General features: G+C 42.5%; 19 protein-coding genes. 14 read left to right on the top strand and 5 right to left on the bottom strand.

Annotated features, from left to right (window positions below; all coding sequences use genetic code 11):
• The first annotated feature begins 187 nt into the window (after positions 1-187).
• The 5 genes from lpdA to rpsR all read left to right on the top strand — a co-directional run bounded on the left by lpdA (position 188) and on the right by rpsR (position 4278).
• A complete protein-coding gene (gene lpdA, locus ODU37_RS03570; protein WP_105105815.1) occupies positions 188-1948 on the top strand; it encodes a dihydrolipoyl dehydrogenase in 1761 nt (586 codons plus the stop codon).
• 100 nt (positions 1949-2048) lie between these two features.
• Positions 2049-3038 carry a lipoate--protein ligase gene (locus tag ODU37_RS03565; RefSeq protein WP_044758891.1) on the top strand — a complete coding sequence of 330 codons (990 nt, stop codon included), beginning with the start codon at positions 2049-2051 and terminating at the stop codon, positions 3036-3038.
• 171 nt (positions 3039-3209) lie between these two features.
• The gene (gene rpsF / locus ODU37_RS03560; RefSeq protein ID WP_002942403.1) at positions 3210-3500 is read left to right on the top strand and encodes a 30S ribosomal protein S6; all 291 of its coding nucleotides are present in this window, start codon (positions 3210-3212) and stop codon (positions 3498-3500) included.
• 11 nt (positions 3501-3511) lie between these two features.
• On the top strand, positions 3512-4006 hold the full coding sequence (locus tag ODU37_RS03555) for a single-stranded DNA-binding protein (protein WP_002942409.1): 495 nt from the start codon (positions 3512-3514) through the stop codon (positions 4004-4006).
• 32 nt (positions 4007-4038) lie between these two features.
• The gene (rpsR, locus tag ODU37_RS03550; RefSeq protein WP_002939250.1) at positions 4039-4278 is read left to right on the top strand and encodes a 30S ribosomal protein S18; all 240 of its coding nucleotides are present in this window, start codon (positions 4039-4041) and stop codon (positions 4276-4278) included.
• Between the two features lie 387 nt (positions 4279-4665).
• Here the strand turns inward: rpsR and ODU37_RS03545 are convergent, their stop codons facing one another.
• Together ODU37_RS03545 and ODU37_RS03540 are read right to left on the bottom strand one after the other, a co-directional pair.
• Entirely contained in the window at positions 4666-5322 is a 657-nt protein-coding gene (locus tag ODU37_RS03545) for a DUF1129 domain-containing protein (protein ID WP_012027735.1), read from the bottom strand.
• A 15-nt stretch (positions 5323-5337) separates the two neighbouring features.
• Entirely contained in the window at positions 5338-6282 is a 945-nt protein-coding gene (locus ODU37_RS03540; RefSeq protein ID WP_002939248.1) for a magnesium transporter CorA family protein, read from the bottom strand.
• Positions 6283-6966: 684 nt separating this feature from the next.
• Between ODU37_RS03540 and uvrA the strand changes: the two genes are divergently transcribed.
• Positions 6967-9792, top strand: a complete 2826-nt coding sequence (uvrA, locus tag ODU37_RS03535; RefSeq protein ID WP_208564733.1) for an excinuclease ABC subunit UvrA — start codon at positions 6967-6969, stop codon at positions 9790-9792.
• Positions 9793-9821: 29 nt separating this feature from the next.
• On the opposite strand, the gene ODU37_RS03530 is transcribed toward uvrA, so the two are convergent.
• Positions 9822-9995, bottom strand: coding sequence for a YlcI/YnfO family protein (locus ODU37_RS03530; protein ID WP_162841172.1), 174 nt, complete (start codon positions 9993-9995; stop codon positions 9822-9824).
• Positions 9996-10133: 138 nt separating this feature from the next.
• Here ODU37_RS03530 and ODU37_RS03525 point away from each other — a divergent pair, with 138 nt between their 5' ends.
• From ODU37_RS03525 to nusB, 7 genes are all read left to right on the top strand, one after another.
• Positions 10134-12992, top strand: coding sequence for a G5 domain-containing protein (locus ODU37_RS03525; protein ID WP_249562344.1), 2859 nt, complete (start codon positions 10134-10136; stop codon positions 12990-12992).
• Between the two features lie 64 nt (positions 12993-13056).
• Positions 13057-14103, top strand: coding sequence for a hypothetical protein (locus ODU37_RS03520; RefSeq protein ID WP_024403633.1), 1047 nt, complete (start codon positions 13057-13059; stop codon positions 14101-14103).
• 14 nt (positions 14104-14117) lie between these two features.
• Positions 14118-14465 carry a hypothetical protein gene (locus tag ODU37_RS03515; RefSeq protein ID WP_024403632.1) on the top strand — a complete coding sequence of 116 codons (348 nt, stop codon included), beginning with the start codon at positions 14118-14120 and terminating at the stop codon, positions 14463-14465.
• Positions 14466-14591: 126 nt separating this feature from the next.
• On the top strand, positions 14592-15653 hold the full coding sequence (locus ODU37_RS03510; RefSeq protein WP_249562345.1) for a Xaa-Pro peptidase family protein: 1062 nt from the start codon (positions 14592-14594) through the stop codon (positions 15651-15653).
• Positions 15654-15716: 63 nt separating this feature from the next.
• The gene (efp, locus tag ODU37_RS03505; protein WP_002942436.1) at positions 15717-16274 is read left to right on the top strand and encodes an elongation factor P; all 558 of its coding nucleotides are present in this window, start codon (positions 15717-15719) and stop codon (positions 16272-16274) included.
• A gap of 27 nt (positions 16275-16301) precedes the next feature.
• Positions 16302-16694 (top strand): Asp23/Gls24 family envelope stress response protein, encoded by a 393-nt coding sequence (locus tag ODU37_RS03500; RefSeq protein WP_002942446.1) that lies wholly within the window; start codon positions 16302-16304, stop codon positions 16692-16694.
• A complete protein-coding gene (gene nusB / locus ODU37_RS03495; RefSeq protein WP_002938276.1) occupies positions 16684-17103 on the top strand; it encodes a transcription antitermination factor NusB in 420 nt (139 codons plus the stop codon). The genes ODU37_RS03500 and nusB overlap by 11 nt, the downstream gene beginning before the upstream one ends.
• Positions 17104-17182: 79 nt before the next feature.
• On the opposite strand, the gene ODU37_RS03490 is transcribed toward nusB, so the two are convergent.
• Both ODU37_RS03490 and ODU37_RS03485 read right to left on the bottom strand, forming a co-directional pair.
• Positions 17183-18148, bottom strand: a complete 966-nt coding sequence (locus ODU37_RS03490; protein ID WP_044758897.1) for a LacI family DNA-binding transcriptional regulator — start codon at positions 18146-18148, stop codon at positions 17183-17185.
• On the bottom strand, positions 18129-19583 hold the full coding sequence (locus ODU37_RS03485) for a sucrose-6-phosphate hydrolase (RefSeq protein WP_249562346.1): 1455 nt from the start codon (positions 19581-19583) through the stop codon (positions 18129-18131). Before ODU37_RS03485 ends, ODU37_RS03490 begins: the two co-directional genes overlap by 20 nt.
• Before the next feature lie 208 nt (positions 19584-19791).
• Between ODU37_RS03485 and ODU37_RS03480 the strand changes: the two genes are divergently transcribed.
• Entirely contained in the window at positions 19792-21678 is a 1887-nt protein-coding gene (locus ODU37_RS03480; protein WP_105121233.1) for a sucrose-specific PTS transporter subunit IIBC, read from the top strand.
• Positions 21679-21776 lie beyond the last annotated feature (98 nt).

Raw genomic sequence — 21776 nt, 5'->3', positions numbered from 1 at the left:
TTGGTCGAAAATAAAGGAATGTAGATTTCTGAATAGAAAATAAAGAAAGGGAATAAGAGCGAGAGAGTTTTAGCAATTGAACCCGAGCGGAAAGCTCGGAAAAATAGATAAATCGTTTAGAAAATCAGGATTTTCTACGATTTCCTAATTTTTCAGTCGCTTTCTCTTCGCTCTTGGTATCTTAAACATGGCTATTGAAATTATTATGCCGAAACTTGGTGTAGATATGCAAGAAGGCGAAATCATCGAGTGGAAAAAACAAGAGGGTGATTTTGTCAACGAGGGTGATGTTATCTTGGAGATGATGTCAGACAAGACAAGCATGGAATTGGAAGCGGAAGAATCAGGTGTTCTTTTGAAAATCGTTCATGGTAACGGTGCAACAGTTCCTGTAACTGAAGTCATTGCTTACCTTGGTGCAGAAGGTGAAACAGTTGAATTGGGTGCTGCACCTGCTCCAGCTGAGGTTGCTCAAGCAACTGCTGACTTGAAAGCAGCTGGTTTGGAAGTACCTGCAGCTCCTGCAACAGCTCCACAAGCTCCTAAGGCTGAATTGGCAGCTGACGAGTACGACATGGTTGTTGTCGGTGGTGGCCCTGCTGGTTACTATGCAGCTATTCGTGGTGCTCAATTAGGCGGTAAAATCGCTATCGTTGAGAAATCAGAATTCGGTGGTACTTGCTTGAACAAGGGTTGTATCCCAACTAAGACCTACCTTAAAAACGCTGAAATTCTTGACGGCTTGAAGATTGCTGCTGAGCGTGGTATCAACCTTGCTTCAACAAACTACACCGTTGATATGGACAAGACAGTTGACTTCAAGAACAAGGTTGTGAAGACATTGACTGGTGGCGTTCAAGGTCTCTTGAAAGCTAACAAGGTAACAATCTTCAACGGTCTTGGTCAAGTAAATCCTGATAAGACAGTTGTTATTGGCGACAAGGTTATCAAAGGTCGTAGCATCATCCTTGCAACAGGTTCTAAAGTATCACGCATCAACATCCCAGGTATTGATTCTAAGTTGGTATTGACTTCTGATGATATCCTTGATTTGCGTGAAATTCCTAAGTCACTCACTGTTATGGGTGGCGGCGTAGTCGGTGTAGAACTTGGTTTGGTTTACGCATCATACGGAACAGAAGTAACAGTTGTTGAAATGGCTGACCGTATTATTCCAGGTATGGACCGCGAAGTGTCTGTTGAATTGCAAAAAGTCCTTTCTAAGAAAGGTATGAAATTCTTGACATCTGTTGGTGTATCTGAAATCGTCGAAGCCAACAACCAGTTGACCATCAAATTGAACGACGGCTCAGAAATCGTTTCTGAAAAAGCCCTTCTTTCAATCGGTCGTGTACCACAATTGGCTGGTCTTGAAAATCTTAACCTTGAACTAGACCGCGGTCGTATCAAGGTCAACGAATACCAAGAAACATCAATCCCAGGTATCTACGCACCAGGTGATGTCAACGGTACTAAGATGTTGGCACATGCTGCTTACCGTATGGGTGAAGTGGCGGCTGAAAATGCCATCCACGGTAACCACCACAAGGCTAAATTGGACTTCACACCAGCAGCGGTTTACACACACCCAGAAATTGCTATGGTTGGTTTGACAGAAGACCAGGCGATCGAGAAATACGGTAAAGAAAACATCCTTATCGGTCGCAATAGCTTCACTGGTAACGGTCGTGCCATTGCTTCTAACGAAGCTCACGGTTTCGTAAAAGTAATTGCGGACAAGAAATACCATGAAATCCTTGGTGTTCATATCATCGGTCCAGTTGCAGCTGAAATGATCAATGAAGCAGCAACTATCATGGAATCTGAATTGACTGTTGATGATGTGGCAGCATCAATCCACGGTCACCCAACCTTCTCAGAGGTTATGTATGAAGCCTTTCTTGATGTTCTTGGTGTTGCGATCCACAATCCACCAAAACGTAAATAATAAGAGCCTCTAAAATACAGTAGAGAGACAGGTCTTCGGACTTGTCTTTTGTTATCGTTTCCACTATAATAAAAATTAGTTAACAATAAAGGAGTTTTGCATGAAATACATCGTAAACAACAGCAATGACCCAGCCTATAATATTGCCCTCGAAGCCTATGCCTTCAAGGAATTAACAGATATTGACGAAATTTTTATTCTCTGGATCAATGAGCCTGCCATCATTATCGGTAAGCATCAGAATGCTATTGAAGAAATCAACAAGGAATTCACAGACGAAAAGGGCATCCATGTTGTTCGCCGTCTGTCAGGTGGTGGCGCTGTCTATCATGACCTCAACAACCTTAACTACACCATTATCTCTAACAAGGCAGACGAGGGAGCTTTTGATTTCAAAACCTTCTCCAAGCCTGTGATTGATACCCTTGCGACACTAGGTGTTGAGGCGAATTTCACCGGCCGTAATGACCTGGAAATTGACGGCAAGAAAATCTGTGGTAATGCCCAAGCCTACGCCAAAGGCCGTATGATGCACCACGGTTGCTTGCTCTTTGATGTGGATATGTCAGTTCTGGCTAGTGCCCTCAAGGTCAGCAAGGACAAGATTGAATCCAAGGGTGTCAAGTCCGTCCGTGCCCGTGTGACCAATATCAACAACGAATTGCCAGAGAAGATGACCGTTCTGGAGTTCAAGGATGCCATTCTCAACCAGATGAAGCAAGAATATCCAGACATGGACGAGTATGTCTTGTCAGAAGATGACTTGGATCGTATCCAAGAAATCCGTGATACCCAGTTTGCGACATGGGATTGGACCTACGGTCAAACACCAGAATATACCGTTGAGCGTAGTGTTCGTTACCCAGCAGGTAAAATCACAACCTACATCAAGGCTGAAAAATCTGTCATCGAATCTATCAAGATTTACGGAGACTTCTTCGGGATCGGTGATGTATCGGATATTGAAGATTTGCTGGTAGGCACTCGCTACGAGTACGCAGATGTCCTAGCGAAACTCCAAGAAATCGACACAACACACTATTTCTCACGCATGACAACAGAAGAAGTAGCAAAAGCGATTGTAGCTTAATCCATAGGGCTGCCCTTTGTTTGGGCAGTCTTTATTTTTTGTGAAAATGTTTTCGGCAAACTGTTTTCACTTGCACATTTTCTATATTATGGTATAATTATTTTCTGTGAGTATCCCTCACTTACTCGTGGCTAGACCATGAGTCATTAGACCAAAAGGAGGAACATATCAATGGCTAAATACGAAATTCTTTATATTATTCGTCCAAACATTGAAGAAGAAGCTAAAAACGCTTTGGTAGCACGCTTTGACTCTATCTTGACTGACAACGGTGCAACTATCGTTGAATCAAAAGCATGGGAAAAACGTCGCCTTGCATACGAAATCAAAGATTTCCGCGAAGGTTTGTACCACATCGTTAACGTTGAAGCTAACAACGATGAAGCTCTTAAAGAGTTTGACCGTTTGTCAAAAATCAACGGCGACATTCTTCGTCACATGATTGTCAAACTTGACGCGTAAGAAGGTGTTGTATGATTAATAATGTGGTATTGGTTGGTCGTATGACCCGTGATGCAGAACTTCGTTATACTCCGTCTAATCAAGCTGTTGCGACTTTTACTTTGGCGGTTAACCGCAATTTTAAAAATCAAAACGGTGAGCGTGAAGCGGACTTTATCAACGTAGTCATTTGGCGTCAACAAGCTGAGAATTTGGCGAATTGGGCTAAGAAAGGTGCTCTGATTGGTGTTACAGGTCGTATCCAGACTCGTAGCTATGACAATCAGCAAGGGCAACGTGTCTACGTTACTGAGGTAGTTGCAGAAAGTTTCCAACTCTTGGAAAGCCGTACTGCCCGTGAAGGTCAAGGTGGAGGCTATTCAGCTGGCAACTCGTTTGCTGGAGGAAATGACTACAACTCACCTTATCAAGCGCCTGCACAATCTACACCAAACTTCGCTCGAGAAGAAAGTCCATTTGGAGCAAGTAATCCAATGGATATATCAGACGATGACCTACCATTCTAGGTCTGAAAATAATAATATAAAGGAGAACACACATGGCTCAACAACGTCGTGGCGGTTTCAAACGCCGTAAAAAAGTTGACTATATCGCAGCTAACAAAATTGAATATGTTGATTACAAAGATACTGAGCTTCTTAGCCGTTTCATTTCTGAACGTGGAAAAATCCTTCCACGCCGTGTAACTGGGACTTCAGCTAAAAACCAACGTAAAGTAACAACAGCTATCAAACGTGCTCGCGTTATGGCTCTTTTACCATTCGTAAACGAAGATTAAAAAAATCGCCCTGTGTGGCGATTTTTTCTTGCACTCTAGAAATGTGAAAGGCGCAACGGCGAGAGAGAACCATTTTTTCATGAGCTCGAAATTAAGAAAGCGAATTAAGACCCTGACGGGTCTTTTTAGCTTGTGCCCTAGAAACTGGAAAGGCGCAATCGCCCTGTGTGGCGATTTTTTCTTGCGCTCTAGAAATGCGAAAAGTGCAATAACAGAATGGTTCATTTTTCATGAGCTTGAAAATAAGAAAGCGAGGCACGGTCTGGGGATAGACTATTTTTGCAGAGTACATAGACAAGTGATAGCGGATAAAGTTCTCGGGCGATTTGATAGCTGGACTGTATAGATAAACAAAAGCGACTGGAATATTCCAATCGCTTTGTTTTATTATTGAACTGGGGACATGGCATTGCGAATGTTATATTTCTTTTTCAAGAGGTAGCGTGCACCGAAAGCGGCAGCTCCGATAAGAATAGTAACAAGCGGAGGGAGAACTGGGTTAAATGCGGCCGGAATCAGTGCTGCTAGAATGAAAACGACTGACCAAGCCAGCGTAGCAAGTCCGAGAAAAGCGATAGCTTTCAGCAATTTAGGACGTTGCCCAGTTTTAATTTGTTCTCTATAAACGAAATGGTACATCAAGTACATCCCTGCACCAACACCGAAACCGATGACAAATAAGGTTAATAGCCCATACTGTGCACCTTGGCCAAAAAGATTCATCAAACCATTGATACCAGCAATAATTGCAAGCATGAAAAGACTGGAATCTAGCCACATCAACCATGGATTTTCATTGTATTCCACTTGGTCTTTCTTTTCCTGTTCAGAAATTGTCTTACTAGCAGCCCACTCACTTGGTGCTCCATAGAGATTACGCGCAGTCACGCCAGTTTTTTGCTTTTCAATGATAGTTGGTAAAATTTCTTCCAAGAGTTCTTTGATTTCGCTATCAGACTTTCCATCTTTAATCAGTTGGTTGGTCGCAATATGGATAAATTCTTGGTTCTTTTTTGTTAATCCGTTGATTTCTGTAAATGACATGTTAATCTCCTTAGGTTAAAACCATCTCTTACGGATGAAGTAGAAGGTGAGTGATAGGCTGATTGCAAATGCGAAGAGGATAATCCACCAAAAAGCATAGGGAATATCGTTAAAAGGAATGATATTGTCCTTAAAGTTCATACCGTATGCAGAGAAGACCATGGTTGGGATAGAGAGAACGATTGTCACTAATGCCAAGGTTTTCATGATGGTATTCTGATTGTTAGAAATGATAGAAGCAAAGGCATGGGTCATAGAGTTCAGGATGGAACCATAGATGTCTGCCATCTCAATGGCCTGTTGGGTTTCGACCAAGGTATCTTCAAGCAAATCCTCATCCTCTTCATACTTACGGAGTAGACGTGAGGAACTAGCAAGTTTTTTGACCAAACGCTCATTGGTTTTGAGGGAAGCCTTGAAGTAGACGATGGTTTTTTCCAATTCCATGAGTACAATTAATTCTTCATTTCGAGTGGCCTCATGGAGTTGCTTCTCAATCTCTTCACTCTTTCTGTCAATGGTCCGTAGGGCTGACAAGTAGAGTTGAGCATTGCGGTAGAGAATTTGGAAAACGAAACGAGACTTCATGAAAGTGAAGAAATTCCGTAGACGACGATGGATAAACTGCTCAAACAGTGGCAATGGTTCCAAACATGTCGTGATAATCGCATCATCTGTTAGAATAATTCCCAAAGGAATAGTAATATAATATGTCTTGTTGTTTCGTTCTTCAAGAATTGGGACGTCGACCAGGATGAGCGTATAGTCATCTTCGACGGTGATACGAGAGGATTCTTCCGCATCGAGCGGTGCTCGCAGGTCAGCGATGTCAATCTTATAGTGTTCAGCCACTTCCATAGACTCGCTCTGGGAGGGGTTGACCAAATTAATCCAAGCCCCTGGTTCAAAGGTTTGGATTTCTTCTAAATCAGTCATGGTTGATAGAAAAATTTGTTTCATATCTTTGCCCTCCTTTTATCTTTGTTGCGTTAACGCAACCTCTATTATACCAAAAAATGTGCAGTTTCGGAAAGGTTTTATATAGAAATGTGTTATAATATGTAGACATTTAAGCGAATAAGTTATACGGACTTTTCCTTGTTCCGTATACCATAGCTTATAGCCTCTTAAGAAAGGATTTGAATGCGTGCTAAAAATCTAGCAAAAAAGATACGCAGCCGTTTCAGCTTCAGCTGATTACGGATGTGGATGCTGTAAAGTGCAAATCTTCTCGTGTGTTTGGCACACTTTGCAGGTTTCCTATTTTTGTATAGTTTTCTTAACGTGAGATTTTCAAAACGATATTTTTTGAAAATCGAGCTAATACAAGATATAGAAATTGCCCATAGGCAGTTTCGTCTGGTGTCGCGGAGTTAATCGACCGTCACCAGTTATCTTGTGAACGCACTTATAATTTAGAAAGGAAATGAACACGGGCTAATGATGTTGGTGTAATGAGGAAAACTGCGTTTTCCCTATTTCCCGATTGTAACAGTCTCCCAGACTGTTACAACGCCCTTTGTATCTTAGAAAGGAATTGAATGCGTGCTAAAAGCGTCGAGAAAAAGACAAAATGTTTTGTCACGAAGTGACGTCACATTTTCCTATTTTCTTCTCGCTTTCTTAACGCACTTATATCATGTTATGCAAGAAAATATTGTGATTCATGGGGCGCGTGCCCATAATTTAAAAAATATTGATGTGACCATTCCGCGTGAGAAGTTGGTGGTGGTGACTGGTTTGTCGGGGTCTGGTAAGTCGAGTTTGGCTTTTGATACCTTGTATGCCGAAGGCCAACGTCGCTATGTGGAAAGTCTTTCAGCCTATGCTCGTCAGTTCTTGGGCAACATGGACAAGCCAGATGTGGATTCCATCGAAGGTCTTAGCCCTGCTATTTCCATAGACCAAAAAACAACCTCGCGGAATCCGCGTTCGACAGTTGGAACGGCAACAGAAATCAATGACTATCTTCGTCTGCTTTATGCAAGAGTAGGGACACCGTACTGTATCAATGGTCATGGGGCGATTGCGGCTTCTTCGGTGGAGCAGATTGTTGATGAGGTCTTGGAATTGCCAGAGCGTCAGCGCTTGCAGATTTTGGCGCCGATTGTGCGGAAGAAAAAGGGGCAACACAAGACCATTTTTGAGAAAGTGCAGAAGGACGGCTATGTTCGGGTCCGTGTCAATGGTGATGTCTATGATGTGTCGGAAGTGCCCGAGTTATCTAAGAGCAAGGCTCACAACATCGAGGTTGTGGTCGATCGGATTGTGATCAAAGAGGGTATTCGTTCGCGGCTTTTTGATTCTATCGAAGCAGCTTTGCGGATTGCGGATGGCTATGTCATCATTGACACCATGGACGAGAAGGAACTGCTTTTCTCTGAGTACTATGCTTGCCCGGTTTGTGGCTTTACGGTACCCGAGTTGGAGCCTCGTCTCTTCTCTTTCAATGCTCCTTTTGGGTCTTGTAGCGACTGTGACGGCTTGGGCATGAAGCTGGAAGTGGATACGGATTTGATTGTCCCAGATGCCAGCAAGACCTTGCGTGACGGTGCCTTGGCTCCGTGGAATCCTATTTCTTCTAACTACTATCCTCAGATGTTGGAACAGGCCATGAACCATTTTGGTGTGGACATGGACAAGCCTTTCGAGGAATTGACGGATGAGGAGAAGAACCTGATTTTCAACGGATCGGACGGCAAAGAATTCCATTTCCACTATGAAAATGAGTTCGGTGGGGTGCGTGATATTGACATTCCATTCGAGGGCTTGATTACCAACATTAATCGCCGCTACCGTGAAACCAATAGTGATTACACACGGACAGTCATGAAGACTTACATGAATGAATTGACCTGTGGAACCTGCCACGGCTATCGCCTCAATGACCAAGCCCTGTCTGTTAAAGTTGGTGGCGAGCAGGGACTTCATATTGGGCAGTTGTCTGACTTGTCTGTAGCGGATCATTTGCAAGTTATTGAAAATCTGACCTTGTCTGAAAATGAAGCAACCATTGCAACACCGATTGTCAAGGAAATCAAGGATCGCCTGTCCTTCCTTAATAACGTTGGTCTCAACTATCTGACTCTTTCACGAGCAGCAGGTACCCTTTCTGGTGGGGAGAGCCAGCGGATTCGTCTGGCGACCCAGATTGGCTCCAACCTGTCTGGTGTCCTCTATATTCTGGACGAGCCGTCGATTGGCCTGCACCAGCGGGACAATGATCGTCTCATTGCCAGTCTCAAAAAGATGCGTGATTTGGGTAATACCTTGATTGTGGTGGAGCATGATGAGGATACCATGCGTGAGGCGGACTGGTTGATTGACATCGGCCCAGGTGCGGGTGTCTTTGGCGGAGAAATCGTTGCTTCTGGAACGCCTGCCCAAGTAGCCAAAAACAAGAAATCAATCACAGGCCAGTACCTGTCTGGCAAACGAGAAATTCCAGTGCCTCTAGAACGCCGTGTCGGAAATGGTCGTTTCCTGGAGGTAACAGGTGCCAAGGAAAACAACCTGCAGGATGTGACGGTCCGTTTCCCACTCGGAAAATTTGTGGCGGTGACAGGGGTGTCTGGCTCAGGTAAGTCAACTCTGGTCAATTCCATTTTGAAAAAAGCTATTGCACAGAAACTCAATCGCAATTCGGACAAGCCAGGCAAGTTCAAGTCTATTTCAGGAATTGAACACTTGGACCGCCTGATTGATATTGACCAAAGTCCGATTGGACGGACACCGCGTTCCAACCCAGCTACCTATACAGGTGTCTTTGACGATATTCGTGACCTCTTTGCCCAGACCAATGAAGCGAAAATCCGTGGCTACAAGAAGGGGCGTTTCTCCTTTAACGTCAAAGGTGGTCGTTGTGAAGCCTGTTCGGGTGACGGGATTATCAAGATCGAAATGCACTTCCTGCCAGATGTCTTTGTGCCTTGTGAAGTCTGTCATGGGCACCGCTACAATTCTGAAACCTTGGAAGTACACTACAAGGAGAAAAATATCGCTCAGGTCCTTGATATGACGGTCAATGATGCGGTCGAGTTCTTCAAACACATTCCAAAAATCGAACGCAAGCTCCGCACCATTCAAGATGTGGGCTTGGGCTATGTGACTTTGGGACAACCTGCGACAACCCTGTCAGGTGGGGAGGCCCAGCGGATGAAATTGGCTTCTGAACTCCACAAGCGGTCAACTGGTAAGTCCCTCTATATCTTGGATGAGCCAACGACTGGCCTGCATACTGAGGACATTGCCCAGTTGCTCAAGGTCTTGGCCCGATTTGTCGATGACGGCAACACTGTCCTTGTCATCGAGCACAATCTGGATGTCATTAAGACAGCAGACCACATTATCGACATGGGACCGGAAGGCGGTGTCGGTGGCGGTACTGTTGTCGCGACAGGAACACCAGAAGAAGTTGCTCAAAATCCAGCCAGCTTTACGGGTCAGTATCTGAAAATGAAGTTGAAATAAGCAAGTAAAAAAGAGCCGTCGGCTCTTTTTTACTGCTCTTTATCCATATTATTCAAGGCATAGTCACAGGCCTGAATGACAAAACTGGAGAAGCTTACATCCTTTCTTACGATTGCTTCCTCAATTCTATCTACCAACTCTGACGGAAATCGAATGGTTTTGATTTCTGTTTCTTTTTTATCTGATTTTAATTTAAATGCCATTTATTTGCTCCTTGTTACAAGTGTATAGCGAAATAAATCAATATGAAATATTACAAATTGTATTACTTAATGTATTGCAAAAATAAAAAGTGTATAGTAAAATATTTTTGAAGACTATTTCATAAAAGGGAGAATTATATGGTTTATAGTAGAACTCAGCGCATCCAAGAAGAAAAGAAGCAGCGTTTACGATATGGGATTCGTAAATTTACAGGCTTAGGAGCCGCCTCTGCTCTGTTAGGAGTAGGTTTGCTGACAAGTTTATCGGTTCAAGCGCAGACCAAGACAGCGGAAGTACGCTATGATTATGTAACGACTAAGGAATTGACTGAGGCAGAGAAAAAGGCGATTTTTACAGAGCTTCCAGCTCAGGTTACAGAAGATGTGACCTACTATCTTGTGTATAGGAAAGCAGGGGCTTCAATTTTGCCACAAACAGGGGAAAACACAGGTATATTAGCAGGAGCTATTGGGGCAGGCTTGCTGCTGGTGGGTATAACTGTTGGTCGGAAAAATCAACGGTTGGTTCGCCCAGCAATGACCTTGACCTTGGTAGGAGGAAGTATAGTCTTTACCTCTGTATCTGCCGTGACGGTTGCCCAGCTGGCTCAGTATGGTCAAACTCAAACCTTGACAGTAGGGGCGGCACTCCCAGATGGAAAGATTTCAATTGCAGGTTATGAGTTTGTAGGTTATTTGGAAGGGCAAAAGCAGAGCAGTGAGACAAGTCCAGCACTACCTACGGGTTCAATAGATAAGGCAGAAGAAATTGAGAATCTACCTGTCCAATCAACCCAACCAGCAGATGAGAACAAATCAGACATCCCAACAGAATCAATTCCGTCAGAGGACAAGGTAACAGACATCCCAACAGAACCAACCCCGTCTGAAGACAAGGTTGAAGAAGTTCCAGCAGAAAGTAAGCCAGCAGAGAAACCTGTTGAAGAAACAGGAGGTGGTCAGGTTATCGGTACAGAAGACAAGGTTATTTCAGAAACGGAGAAACCAGTCCAGCCAGAAATACCAGCTCTAGTGGAAAAACCAGCTGTACCAGGGGATACGGAAACGACTGTTACACCTGGTGAGGAGAAACCTGTTAGTCCAGAACTTCCAACTAATCCAGCGGAACCAGATCGACCTGTTGATACAGTTCGAACAGATGTAGAGAAACAGGTAACGGTTATCAAGTATGGAACTAGCTATGTGAAAGATACAAGTTTGCCAGCTGGAGAAAGCAAAGTTCTTACACAAGGTGTGGATGGAAAGGAAATAGTCACCACTAAAGTGACTTATACCAATAATGTAGAGACCGCTCGTGAAATCGTTGCGACTGAAACAATTGCCCCTGTTACAGAAGTAATCGCCTATAATGATGAGGTTTCTAAAAATCGAGAAGAGCTTATAGAAAGCTTGGCAACTATTTCATTTGCTACAGAGCGCCGTGCCAATGCGGATCTGGAAGTAGGTTCCGAACGTGTACTGGTAGCAGGAGTAAACGGACAAACCAAGACACTTACAAAGAAAGTCTACGATTCTACAGGTGCAGTCATTAGTGATGAAGTGGTTAGCACCGAAGTTATTGCTCAACCAGTTACGCAAGTCATTGAATACGGCACTAAGCCAAAGGCGGTTGTTGAGACAACAGAGGAAACTAAGGTAACAGAGCTTGACTACACTGTTGAAACTCGTCAGAATCCAGACTTGGAAAAAGGTCAAACTCGTACACTTACAAAAGGAAGAAAGGGAACACTAACCCAAACCTACCGCATTACTAAAACAAACGGTAATGAAACGGCGCGTGAACTAGTAAAAGAAGAGCGTGTCGAACCGGTAAATGAGATTATTGAAGTCGGTACAAAGGCTGTTGTTCGTTACCAAACTCGCCAAGAAACAAGTGTCATTCCATTTACTACAGAAACTCGTCAGGTGGATAGCTTATTTGAAGGAGAAAGTCGTGAGTTGGTAGCAGGAGTAGATGGTCAGCAAACACAGACCTATAAGGATACCTATGTGGACGGCGTCAAGGTCGCCTCTGAAATGGTGTGTCAACCAGAGGTTATTCAGCCAATTAAGCGTATAGTAGAAGTTGGCACCAAGAAAGAAGAGACGAGTCAAGTTCTGACAGAAACGGAAGTGCTTGCCTATACTTCAATCAAGGAAGAAGATTCGAATCTCCCAGAAGGTGAAACAAAAATCAAAGTTCAGGGAGTAAACGGGGAGCGTAAGGTCCGTATCACACGGGTCACCAATAACCGTACTGGTCAAGTAAGCGAAGCCCGCGAGGTCATCTCTGAGACTGCACCAGTCAACGAGGTCCTTGTGGTCGGTACCAAACCTGCAAGCACTAACTTGCTTGATAAGAAGACCTTGACGCTGGACGAGTTTATGTCTCTTACTGAGGAGCAGCAGGACGCCTTTATCGCAAAGAAAGGCGGTGTGACCGGAGATAGCATCCGGACTGGGGCTACCAAGGAGACCTTCGAGAAGATCGAGATGCTTATCAATCTTCAAAAGTTGAATGATGAATTTGTTCGACTGCTGAATCAAGCCCGCCTAGCTGAGGGATTATCATCTGTCAGCTATGGAGGTATAGACTCAGTGGTACAGGCAGCAGCAACGCAACGTGCTAACGAAATGGCTGACCACGGTAGCTTACGTTATCAAGGAGAAGAGAAAGGGGCACACTATCGTCCGAACGGAACATATTTTCCAACTGTTTATACACAAGAGCAACGTGCACAGCAAGGCTGGCGTGGAGAAAATTCCGACCAGCTGGGGACGGCTCTAAGCGCAAGCAAAGCAAGCAACGAAGTTTACATCGCTAACACCCTCTTCAGCACGTGGATGCGTTCTGCAGGCCACAAGGCTGTCATGATGAAGGACCTGAATAACCTCCAGGTGGCAGTCGGCATCGGACTCAGCGACAAGGCTATTGAAAGCACCTTCCGTAACGGTGTGACCGTGGCTATGTTGGAGCTCATCCAGCCGAAACCGTAGAAGAACATGCTTAATAAATAAACTGTCGAAATTGTATGATTAATATTAAATTATAGGGGATAATATGAAAAAGTATCTATTAAAATTGTTGTTAGCAACATCAACTTTAAGTCTAGTAGCTTGTGGTCAGACGGAACAGACTAGTCAAGTGAATCAAGAAACCTCCAGTAGTAAACAAAAGGTAACTGAAAGTTCAAGTACAACGAAGAGTGAGAAAGTGACGCCAGCTGACTATTCTCCGCTACCTGATGATCTGGTAGTGGAGGAGAATGTTAAAAAGGCTCTTCAAGCGTATGTTGGAGTTTATCAAATAACACAGAAGCAGGAAGTTGATGGGCGAATCTGGGAAGTTAAGTTTGAAATTGAAATTACGAAAGATGGTTACTACACTGCCTACACTGAATCACAACAGATAGATGAAATTCAAAATGGAGGAGGAACCTTATATGTAAATGATAAGGGAGAGTTTGATATTATCAGGAAAACTGCCCGTCTTAGCTCAGGAGTAGCTACCATGTCTTATGGACAGTTGGAATTATCTGAACCAAGACGGTTGTATCAGCAATATGTTGATGAAAATGGTGAGATTTTACCATATTTTACAACAGGAGGGAGTAAATATGTGGAACTGCCTCATGGTAAAGTGATGCTTGTGGATGGAACAGTCAAGTATGGTGATTCTGAACATCCAGAAAATGCAGTTATATTAGAAAAGAAAAATAAAGCTAGTTCGGCAATCCAGTATACCTATTATCAAATCAAACAATATTCGGATTCAATAAATAGTGATAAGGAATCTTACAAATTTGAATCATTTAATGAATTTGTTCAAGCGATGAGACTCGATAGTTCAGATATTTCCTATCTTCAAAAATCATATAAAATCGTTGATCCTAATAGTTTGACGGGCTATTATACAGAAGATAACCAAGAAATAACGAATATCAAGTACGCTTATGTATTGCAACGTGAAAATGAAAAAGAAGTCTATTATGTTTATGATGGTCAAGGAATATATGAACTAATAGTCAATGAAAAAGGGCAAAAAGTGGCACGAACATCATATACTTCAGAGCGTATTCGAGACTTCGTTGAGTATAAAATTCGATAATTATGGAGAAGGCAATGAAAAAGTTTATAACATGTATTTTTATCAGTCTTACTTTATGTATTTTGGTTGCTTGTGGTGCTAAAAATGATAATGGAACCTATACCTATTCAAGGGAAAAAGACGGCACTACTTACACAGTAATTATCAAAATTGAAAATAATACTGGAACCCTTACTTTTGAAGAAAAAGGGGAAGATGGTCAAACCCAGTCTAAAGAACAAGGCCTGACTGTTGATCAGGAGAGAAAAACTCTAACAGCAGAAAATGATAATTCGACCGTGGATTATGAAATTGTTGATGGGGTCCTAACATTAGACACTACTGATTCAACACTGAGAAACGCGGAATTCACAAAAGATTAAAGAACGCTATTCTCTGCGGTTAGTATGAAAAAGTCGCCTCTGCGGCTTTTTTCTCTATCTGCTGGAAAGAATTGGTATTTGTCTGTATTTCTGCTATAATAGTTAAAAAATCATTGGAGGAATAGGATGCAAAAAAGACTTGAAAAATTCGAAGCAAAATTAGCTCAATCAACTGTTGATGGAATCTTGGTGACTGGTCAAAACAATATTTACTACCTAACTGGTTTTTGGGGGACAGAGGCGACTGTCTTCATCAGTGGCAAGCGTCGCTTGTTTGTGACTGATTCGCGTTATACCTTGATAGCCAAGGCATCAGTAAAAGGTTTTGATATTATCGAGAGCCGTTTTGCCCTTGAAGAAATTGCTAAGGTGATTAAGGAAGATGGACTAGAAACCATTGGTTTTGATAGCGAGGTGACCTATGGTTTCTATCAAAGTCTGACCAGCATTTTTGAGGGTTATCAACTGGTTGCTATGTCAAACTTTATCGAAGACTTGCGTATGATTAAGGATGAGAAAGAAATTGCGACTATTCGCCGTGCATGTCAAATTTCGGATCAGGCTTTTATTGATGTTCTTGATTTTATCAAACCAGGTCAGACGACTGAGATGGACGTCAATCATTTCCTTGACCACCGCATGCGTCAACTCGGTGCAGAAGGGGCCTCATTTGAATTTATCGTGGCATCTGGCTACCGCTCTGCCATGCCCCATGGAAGAGCATCGGACAAGGTTATTCAGACAGGCGAGAGCTTGACGCTGGACTTTGGTTGCTACTACCAACATTATGTCAGTGACATGACACGGACCATCCATATCGGTCATGTGACAGATCAAGAACGTGAGATTTACGATGTGGTCTTGCGTGCCAATAAGGCTTTGATTGAGCAGGCCAAGGAAGGTGTCACTTACCGCGAGTTTGACGCTATTCCTCGTGAGATTATTAATGCGGCGGGTTACGGAGCTAACTTTACACACGGGATTGGGCACGGAATTGGTTTGGATATTCATGAATATCCATATTTTGGAAAATCTGACGAGACTATCAAGGCAGGTATGGTCTTGACGGATGAGCCTGGTATCTATTTGGATGACAAATATGGTGTCCGTATCGAAGATGACCTATTGATTACGGAAAACGGTTGTGAAGTCTTGACATTAGCACCCAAGGAATTGATTGTCATTTGAGAAATTTGACAGTTTGTGGTAGAATAAAACGAATAAATAAAATTTGAAGAGGTATTCAATACAATGATTGAAGCAAGTAAACTTAGAGCAGGTATGACCTTCGAAGCTGAGGGTAAATTGATTAAAGTTTTGGATGCAAGCCACCACAAACCAGGTAAAGGAAACACCATCATGCGTATGAAATTGCGTGATGTACGTACAGGTTCAACCTTCGATACAACTTACCGTCCAGATGAAAAATTTGAACAAGCTATTATCGAAACAGTTCCAGCACAGTACCTTTACCAAATGGATGACACAGCTTATTTCATGAATACTGAGACCTACGATCAGTATGAAATTCCAGTAGCGACTATCAAAGAAGAATTGCTCTATATCTTGGAGAATTCCGATGTGAAGATCCAGTTCTACGGAACAGAAGTGATCGGTGTTACTGTACCAACAACTGTTGAATTGGTTGTTGCAGAAACACAACCATCTATCAAAGGTGCGACTGTTACAGGTTCAGGTAAACCAGCTACGATGGAAACAGGTCTTGTAGTCAACGTACCAGACTTTATCGAAGCAGGTCAAAAACTCGTTATCAACACAGCTGAAGGAACTTACGTATCACGTGCTTAATCGTTTCCTCTTAAGAAAGGAGAGCCTATGACAACAGAATATCAAGGCGAGATTGTTATCGCACCTCGCGTCCTTGAAGTAATTACAGGCATTGCTGCAGCGAAAGTTGATGGAGTACATTCCCTTCAAAATAAGCGTGTAGCAGACAGTTGGTCAAAAACATCGTTAAATAAAGGTGTTTATCTTGAAACTGACGAGGAAGGTCGAGTGACTGCGGATATTTACGTCTATCTAGAATATGGTGTAAATGTTCCTGCCGTATCAATGGACATCCAGCGTGCAGTCAAGACAGCAGTTTACAACTATGCAGAAGTTCAAGTGGCTGCGGTTAATATCCATGTCAGCGGCATTGTTCCTGATAAAACACCAAAACCAGCATTGAAAGATTTATTCGGAGAGGATTTCCTTGATGAAGAATAACAGACATGCCCTGCGTAAGTGTGCTTTGCAGGCAATCGTATCACTTGAATTTGGTCAAGAACCTGTTCAGGCAGCTCAGTTTTCTTATCTTTATGATAGAGAGGAAGAGCAAGAAGGAGTTGAAATTCCGCTCTTTCTCCTTAACCTTGTCAATGGTGTCGCAGACTATCGTGATGACTTGGATAAGGAGTTGTCTAGCCGATTAAAAGCAGGATGGACCTTAGACCGTTTAACCTTGATTGACAAGAATATCATGCGACTAGGCCTATTTGAAATCTTACATTTCGAAGAAACGCCAGACCGTGTTGCTGTTAACGAGGCTATTGAATTGGCTAAAGAATTTTCTGATGAATCTTCAGCTAAGTTTGTCAATGGAGTTTTGAGCCAGTTTATTAAAGAAGAAGCCTGATGAGCTTCTTTTTTACTTGAGAAACAAGAGAATGTATCACAAAAAAGTTGTACCTAATTTTTATTAGGTACAGCTTTTTTTATATACTAGCTCCTGCTAGTAGGCTAATCGGCAGGATATAGTCTGTTTTTGTCAGTTTTTTTCCTTCGATTTTATCAACTAATAGTTCAACCAGCAGGCGAGCTATTTCGGTTAATGGTTGCTTGATGGTTGTCAATTGAGGATAGTAGTTTTCGATGAAACTTGTTCCATCATAACCAATCAATTTAATATCTTCTGGAATAGACAGTTTCAATGAACGAATGACGTTCCATACCAGCATAGCCGTTGCATCTCCAGATATAAAGATACCATCTGGTTTTTGCTTTTCAAGAATGGCTCGGATTTCCATCTCCTTGCGCACAGGTGAGAAATCACTGGAGATATGAAAAACTTCGGCTTTGTTCAAAATAGATGTGAAACCTACTTGGCGAAGGCCGGTAGGTGAATTGGAATCATCGTTTCCGGTAATCATTAATGGATTGTGACATCCCGCTTTTTGTAAGGTTTGGGCAGCTAATACCCCGCCAGCAAAATTATCGGAAGAGACAATGGGAATGGAAGGAGAGAGGTTGCGGTCAAAAGCGATAATTGGAGCTACGACACGGTCGTAGTCTTGGATACCGAGATTGTGACTGCCCGAGATAATCCCATCTACTTGGTTAGCTGCTAACATTTCCAGATACTCACGTTCCTTATCGGACTCGTGCTGGCTATTGCAAATAATGGTTTTATAGCCTCGATCAAAAAGCTCTTTTTCTAAATGGCTAATCAGTTCAGAATAAAAAATATTGTTTATTGTTGGGAAGATGAGACCAACTAATTTTGCGGATTTACCTTGCAAACTACGAGCTAAATTATTAGGTTTGTAGCCTAGTTCACGCATAGCCTCTTCGACATTGCGAATGGTTTTTTCAGATAGGTATCCTTTTTTATTGATAACGCGCGAGACAGTTGTTGGGCTGACCCCAGCTAACTGTGCGACATCAGTTAGTTTTGCGACCATAATCTAAATGGTAGTAGGTTCCGGTCGGATTACCAGTCGTAATGACGATACCAGACTGATCCGCATCAGGGAAGACACGACCAGAAAATACTTTCTCTCCTTTATTGATAAAGATTTCAAAGACAGATTTGTCGATGAAGATATTGGCTGTAAGAGCTCCTGGAGAAATCTCGCAAGAGCGACTTGTACCGAAATCGAGTGCGAATGGCTGACCACAGTTGCCACGGTCTAATATAATCTGGCCTTGTTCAGTGTCTACAGACAAGACCAAGCCTTTTTCTTCTTCATTTGCGAACAATACGATTTCATGCTTCGTGCCCGCTGAAAAATCAAGTTCCAATTCGTAAACATTATTGGTTTCTTTTTGGGCTGAAAATGGCTGAGCTTCTTTACGAAGACTGGTAATCGCATCGACTGGATATTGGTAGAGCTTACCGTCCTTGATGGTTAATTCTTTAACCAATGACAGACAGCCTTGGTAGTCATAAGCATCGGTTGGGTATTCCACATCTGGAAGAGCCAACCAGCTAACAGATAGAGTTCGACCGTCTGGTGCATTAAAGGCCTGGGTTGCATAGCACTCAAAACCATAGTCCAGATTGATCAATTCACTCGGTTCGACAATGCTTGCTGTTTCAGGATCGAAACTCTGACCAATCTTATACATATTTGGATAGATATTGCCATAGTCCAATACCTCTTTGTCCAAGCCTTGTGGACAGTAGAGAAGGATGGGTTGCTCACCAACGAACGCTATATTTGGGCATTCCATCATATAAGCGGTCATATCATTGGCAAAATCTAGGTCACCAACATAGGACCAGTTGAGGTAGTCGTTATTTTCAGCTTTATAAAGTTTGACAATTCCCTTTTTATCCAGATTTTGTCCACCGACAATAGCGTAATATTGCCCTTTATAGTTGAAAATTTGTGGATCACGGAAATGGTCGGTGGTATCTTCTGGTTGCTCAATCAAGACTTTATCAATCTTTTCAATCTTACCATCTTTGTCCATTAAGGCACCGATTTGGTATGGATGGCGGACCCAATTTTCATCGCGGACATTTCCAGTATAGAAGAGGAAGAGCTTGTCGCCAAATTCCATGGCAGAGCCAGAGTAGGCACCGTGGCTATCAAGTGGTGTATCTGGGTACATAACCGTACCAGTTTCTTCAAAATGGACCAGATCGGTTGATTCAGTATGTACCCATGATTTTAGGCCGTGTGCTGCACCAAAAGGGAAGTATTGGTAAAAAAGCGTCCACTTTCCATTAAAATAAGAAAATCCATTTGGGTCATTTAACAGTCCATGTGGTGTCTCAATATGGAAATTTATCCTCCAAGGAGAACTCTCTGTATTCTTCTTTATTTTTTCAATATATTCGGGTGTCCAGTCGGCATAAGCCCTGTAACGCTCCTCTGTTGTAAATGCCATAATTTTCTCCAAATTTTCTAGTTTTTCATTAATATAGTAAACGTTTTCTTGTAAAAAATCAAGTTTTAACAATGTTTTTGGATAAAATTGAAACAAAATGTGATAAACGTTTGACATATTTTATAAAAGTGATATAATAAAACCATCGAAAGTTTGAAAACACTTTCAAAAAAATTAAAAAAATATTTAATAAGGAGATTTTTGCAAGATGAATAATACAGAAATTGCAAAAAAAGTCATTGATGCCCTTGGCGGACGCGAAAACGTACGCAGTGTTGCCCACTGTGCGACTCGCCTTCGTGTTATGGTTGTTGATGAAGGAAAAATCGACAAGGATACAATTGAAGATATTGAAAAAGTACAAGGTGCTTTCTTCAACTCTGGTCAATACCAAATCATCTTTGGTACTGGTACAGTAAACAAAATCTACGAAGAAGTTGTTGCACTTGGTTTGCCAACAGCGACTACTGGTGAACAAAAAGCTGAAGCTGCCAAACAAGGTAATGCTTTCCAACGTGCTATCCGTACTTTCGGCGATGTATTCGTTCCAATCATTCCTGCGATTGTGGCAACAGGTCTCTTCATGGGTCTTCGTGGATTACTTAAGTCTATGGGGTATGAACTTCCGGAAGATATAAAAGTATATTCTGAAATTCTAACAGATACAGCATTTATTGTCTTGCCAGCCTTGGTTGTATGGTCCACTTTCCGTGTATTTGGTGGTAACCAAACTATCGGTATCGTACTTGGTATGATGTTAATTTCAGGATCATTGCCAAATGCTTGGACAGTTGCTTCAGGCGGTGAAGTAACACCAACTACTTTCTTCGGTTTTATCCCAGTTGTTGGTTTGCAAGGTTCAGTCTTGCCAGCTTTCATCATTGGTATTGTTGGTGCCAAGTTTGAAAAAGCGGTTCGCAAGGTTGTTCCAGAAGTTCTTGACCTCTTGGTAACGCCATTCGTGACCTTGTTTGTAATGTCTATTCTTGGCTTGTTTGTTATTGGTCCAGTCTTCCACGTGGTTGAAAACTACATTTTGGCTGGTACACAAGCAATCTTGAACTTGCCGTTCGGTCTTGGTGGTTTCCTTATCGGTGGTGTTCACCAAGTTATCGTGGTATCCGGTGTTCACCATATCTTCAACTTCTTGGAAGCTCAATTGGTAGCAACTGGTGCGAACCCATTCAATGCAATTATCACAGCAGCGATGACAGCACAAGGTGCTGCAACTGTAGCGGTTGGTGTGAAAACTAAGAATCCTAAGCTGAAGGCTCTTGCTTTCCCAGCAGCTCTTTCTGCTTTTCTCGGTATTACTGAGCCAGCTATCTTCGGTGTTAACTTGCGTTTCCGTAAACCATTCATCTTGTCCTTAGTTGCAGGTGCTGTTGGCGGTGCGTTTGCCTCAATCCTCGGGCTTGCCGGTACAGGTATGGGGGTAACAATTATCCCAGGTTTGACACTTTATACAGGCAATGGTCAAATTCTTTCATACATCCTTATGGTGGCAGTATCGTTTGCCCTTGGTTTCGCTTTGACATATCTCTTCGGGTATGAAGATGAGGAGCCGGTTGCTGGTAAAATATCAGCTGTAGCAAAGGAGACAGCGACTTTAGCTGACGAAGCTACAACAGCTTTGCTTCCTGAAGAAACTCTTGTATCTCCACTTTCAGGTGACGTTGTTGCCCTTGAAAATGTTAATGACCCAGTCTTCTCTTCAGGAGCTATGGGTAAAGGTTTGGCTGTTAAACCATCTGAGGGTGTTGTTTACGCTCCAGCAGATGCAGAAGTAACAATTGCTTTTGAAACAGGCCATGCTTACGGATTGAAAACAGCGTCTGGTGCTGAACTTTTAATTCACATCGGTATTGACACTGTATCAATGAATGGTAATGGATTTGAAAAATTAGTAGCAGCTGGTGATAAAGTAAAAGCTGGTACTCCAATCGCTAAATTCGATGCTGCGAAAATTGCTGAAGCCGGTCTTGATGATACAACCATGATCATCGTGACCAACACAGCTGATTTTGCTGAAGTTTCTACGCTTGCTGAAGGAACAATTGCTCACGGAGCAAACTTCTTGAAAGTAGCTAAATAAGAATCATAATCCAATTTTAAGGAATCTTAATTTTATTGAACAAGGAGTAGGAAAAAGGTGGAATAGCCTTTTTCCTCTGTTTGTTTCTATGGTATAAT

It is taken from the genome of Streptococcus sp. 2021WUSS109 (genome assembly GCF_044427305.1).
Taxonomy (GTDB): domain Bacteria; phylum Bacillota; class Bacilli; order Lactobacillales; family Streptococcaceae; genus Streptococcus; species Streptococcus suis.
This window is presented reverse-complemented; position numbering and strand designations above follow the sequence as displayed.

Bases quoted from the DNA above. Each gene is read 5' to 3' on its own strand.
- lpdA (WP_105105815.1), top strand. From the start codon at position 188: ATGGCTATTGAAATTATTATGCCGAAACTTGGTGTAGATATGCAAGAA.
- ODU37_RS03565 (WP_044758891.1), top strand. From the start codon at position 2,049: ATGAAATACATCGTAAACAACAGCAATGACCCAGCCTATAATATTGCC.
- rpsF (WP_002942403.1), top strand. From the start codon at position 3,210: ATGGCTAAATACGAAATTCTTTATATTATTCGTCCAAACATTGAAGAA.
- ODU37_RS03555 (WP_002942409.1), top strand. From the start codon at position 3,512: ATGATTAATAATGTGGTATTGGTTGGTCGTATGACCCGTGATGCAGAA.
- rpsR (WP_002939250.1), top strand. From the start codon at position 4,039: ATGGCTCAACAACGTCGTGGCGGTTTCAAACGCCGTAAAAAAGTTGAC.
- ODU37_RS03545 (WP_012027735.1), bottom strand. From the start codon at position 5,322: ATGTCATTTACAGAAATCAACGGATTAACAAAAAAGAACCAAGAATTT.
- ODU37_RS03540 (WP_002939248.1), bottom strand. From the start codon at position 6,282: ATGAAACAAATTTTTCTATCAACCATGACTGATTTAGAAGAAATCCAA.
- uvrA (WP_208564733.1), top strand. From the start codon at position 6,967: ATGCAAGAAAATATTGTGATTCATGGGGCGCGTGCCCATAATTTAAAA.
- ODU37_RS03530 (WP_162841172.1), bottom strand. From the start codon at position 9,995: ATGGCATTTAAATTAAAATCAGATAAAAAAGAAACAGAAATCAAAACC.
- ODU37_RS03525 (WP_249562344.1), top strand. From the start codon at position 10,134: ATGGTTTATAGTAGAACTCAGCGCATCCAAGAAGAAAAGAAGCAGCGT.
- ODU37_RS03520 (WP_024403633.1), top strand. From the start codon at position 13,057: ATGAAAAAGTATCTATTAAAATTGTTGTTAGCAACATCAACTTTAAGT.
- ODU37_RS03515 (WP_024403632.1), top strand. From the start codon at position 14,118: ATGAAAAAGTTTATAACATGTATTTTTATCAGTCTTACTTTATGTATT.
- ODU37_RS03510 (WP_249562345.1), top strand. From the start codon at position 14,592: ATGCAAAAAAGACTTGAAAAATTCGAAGCAAAATTAGCTCAATCAACT.
- efp (WP_002942436.1), top strand. From the start codon at position 15,717: ATGATTGAAGCAAGTAAACTTAGAGCAGGTATGACCTTCGAAGCTGAG.
- ODU37_RS03500 (WP_002942446.1), top strand. From the start codon at position 16,302: ATGACAACAGAATATCAAGGCGAGATTGTTATCGCACCTCGCGTCCTT.
- nusB (WP_002938276.1), top strand. From the start codon at position 16,684: ATGAAGAATAACAGACATGCCCTGCGTAAGTGTGCTTTGCAGGCAATC.
- ODU37_RS03490 (WP_044758897.1), bottom strand. From the start codon at position 18,148: ATGGTCGCAAAACTAACTGATGTCGCACAGTTAGCTGGGGTCAGCCCA.
- ODU37_RS03485 (WP_249562346.1), bottom strand. From the start codon at position 19,583: ATGGCATTTACAACAGAGGAGCGTTACAGGGCTTATGCCGACTGGACA.
- ODU37_RS03480 (WP_105121233.1), top strand. From the start codon at position 19,792: ATGAATAATACAGAAATTGCAAAAAAAGTCATTGATGCCCTTGGCGGA.